Below are 2,627 nucleotides of genomic sequence, written 5' to 3'. Positions count from 1 at the left end.
TCCCGTTTGTATCTCGGGAACCGCACAGTGGACGCGTAGCATCTTTGTAAGTCAAGTTATCGGCTTATTAGTACCGGTCAGCTCCACACATTGCTGTGCTTCCACATCCGGCCTATCAACCCAGTAGTCTAGCTGGGAGCCTCTCGCCCTCGCGGGCCTGGAAACCTCATCTTGAAACGTGCTTCCCGCTTAGATGCTTTCAGCGGTTATCACTTCCGAACGTAGCTAATCAGCGGTGCTCTTGGCAGAACAACTGACACACCAGAGGTTCGTCCATCCCGGTCCTCTCGTACTAGGGACAGCCTTTCTCAAGTTTCCTACGCGCACAGCGGATAGGGACCGAACTGTCTCACGACGTTCTAAACCCAGCTCGCGTACCGCTTTAATGGGCGAACAGCCCAACCCTTGGGACCTACTCCAGCCCCAGGATGCGACGAGCCGACATCGAGGTGCCAAACCATGCCGTCGATATGGACTCTTGGGCAAGATCAGCCTGTTATCCCCGGGGTACCTTTTATCCGTTGAGCGACGGCGCTTCCACAAGCCACCGCCGGATCACTAGTCCCGACTTTCGTCCCTGCTCGACATGTCTGTCTCACAGTCAAGCTCCCTTGTGCACTTACACTCGAAACCTGATTACCAACCAGGCTGAGGGAACCTTTGGGCGCCTCCGTTACCTTTTAGGAGGCAACCGCCCCAGTTAAACTACCCACCAGGCACTGTCCCTGATCCGGATCACGGACCGAGGTTAGATATCCAGAACGACCAGAGTGGTATTTCAACGTTGACTCCACCATCACTGACGTGACGGCTTCACAGTCTCCCACCTATCCTACACAAGCCGTACCGAACACCAATACCAAGCTGTAGTAAAGGTCCCGGGGTCTTTCCGTCCTGCTGCGCGTAACGAGCATCTTTACTCGTAGTGCAATTTCGCCGAGTTCGTGGTTGAGACAGTGGAGAAGTCGTTACGCCATTCGTGCAGGTCGGAACTTACCCGACAAGGAATTTCGCTACCTTAGGATGGTTATAGTTACCACCGCCGTTTACTGGCGCTTAAGTTCTCAGCTTCGCCGTGAGGCTAACCGGTCCCCTTAACGTTCCAGCACCGGGCAGGCGTCAGTCCGTATACATCGTCTTGCGACTTGGCACGGACCTGTGTTTTTAGTAAACAGTCGCTTCTCCCTGGTCTCTGCGGCCGATCACGCTCAGCCAGCTAGTGGCGTCACGATCAGGGCCCCCCTTCTCCCGAAGTTACGGGGGTATTTTGCCGAATTCCTTAACCACGATTCACTCGATCGCCTTGGTATTCTCTACCTAACCACCTGAGTCGGTTTGGGGTACGGGCGGCTCGAACCTCGCTAGAAGTTTTTCTCGGCAGCATAGGATCACCCTCTTCCCGCATTCGCGGTCACTATCAGGTCTCAGGCTTCATGCGATCCGGATTTGCCTGGATCGCGCCCTACACCCTTGGACGTGGACAACCATCGCCACGCGGAGGCTACCTTCCTGCGTCACTCCATCGCTTGACTACTACCAGATCGGGTCGTGCGCTCCACACACCCGATGGACCCGAAGGTCCGGTGGGCGTGCTTCAGGCACTTAGCATCACTGGGTTCATCATGGGCGGTTCTTCGCCGGTTCCGGAATATCAACCGGATGTCCATCGACTACGCCTGTCGGCCTCGCCTTAGGTCCCGACTTACCCAGGGCAGATTAGCTTGACCCTGGAACCCTTGGTTATTCGGCGGACGGGTTTCTCGCCCGTCATTCGCTACTCATGCCTGCATTCTCACTCGTGTGGCCTCCACGGCTGGTTCACACCGCCGCTTCCCTGGCCACACGACGCTCCCCTACCCATCAACACGCCTGGACACCGAACCCGCAGGTGTCGGTGCCGAGCAGTATGTCAATGCCACAGCTTCGGTGGTGTGCTTGAGCCCCGCTACATTGTCGGCGCGGAATCACTTGACCAGTGAGCTATTACGCACTCTTTAAAGGGTGGCTGCTTCTAAGCCAACCTCCTGGTTGTCACAGCAACTCCACATCCTTTCCCACTTAGCACACGCTTAGGGACCTTAGCTGGTGATCTGGGCTGTTTCCCTCTCGACTACGGAGCTTATCCCCCGCAGTCTCACTGCCACGCTCTCACTTACCGGCATTCGGAGTTTGGCTAACGTCAGTAACCTGGTGAGGCCCATTAGCTATCCAGTAGCTCTACCTCCGGCAAGAAACACGTGACGCTGCACCTAAATGCATTTCGGGGAGAACCAGCTATCACGGAGTTTGATTGGCCTTTCACCCCTACCCACAGCTCATCCCCTCAGTTTTCAACCTAAGTGGGTTCGGTCCTCCACGCAGTCTTACCTGCGCTTCAACCTGGCCATGGGTAGATCACTCCGCTTCGGGTCTAGACCCAGCGACTCAAACGCCCTATTCGGACTCGCTTTCGCTACGGCTTCCCCACACGGGTTAACCTCGCCACTGAGCACTAACTCGCAGGCTCATTCTTCAAAAGGCACGCTGTCACCCCACACGCCCAACGGCGGGAGGCTCCAACGGATTGTAGGCACACGGTTTCAGGATCTATTTCACTCCCCTCCCGGGGTACTTTTCACCTTTCCCTC

1 rRNA gene is annotated in these 2,627 nt (G+C 56.2%); it reads right to left on the bottom strand.

The features are described 5' to 3' along the window. Positions 1-47: 47 nt before the first annotated feature. A 23S ribosomal RNA gene (locus ACSQ2D_RS21560) occupies positions 48-2,627 on the bottom strand; the annotation flags it as partial.

Source organism: Terrabacter sp. LjRoot27 (genome assembly GCF_964254175.1).
Lineage (GTDB): Bacteria > Actinomycetota > Actinomycetes > Actinomycetales > Dermatophilaceae > Terrabacter.
This window is presented reverse-complemented; position numbering and strand designations above follow the sequence as displayed.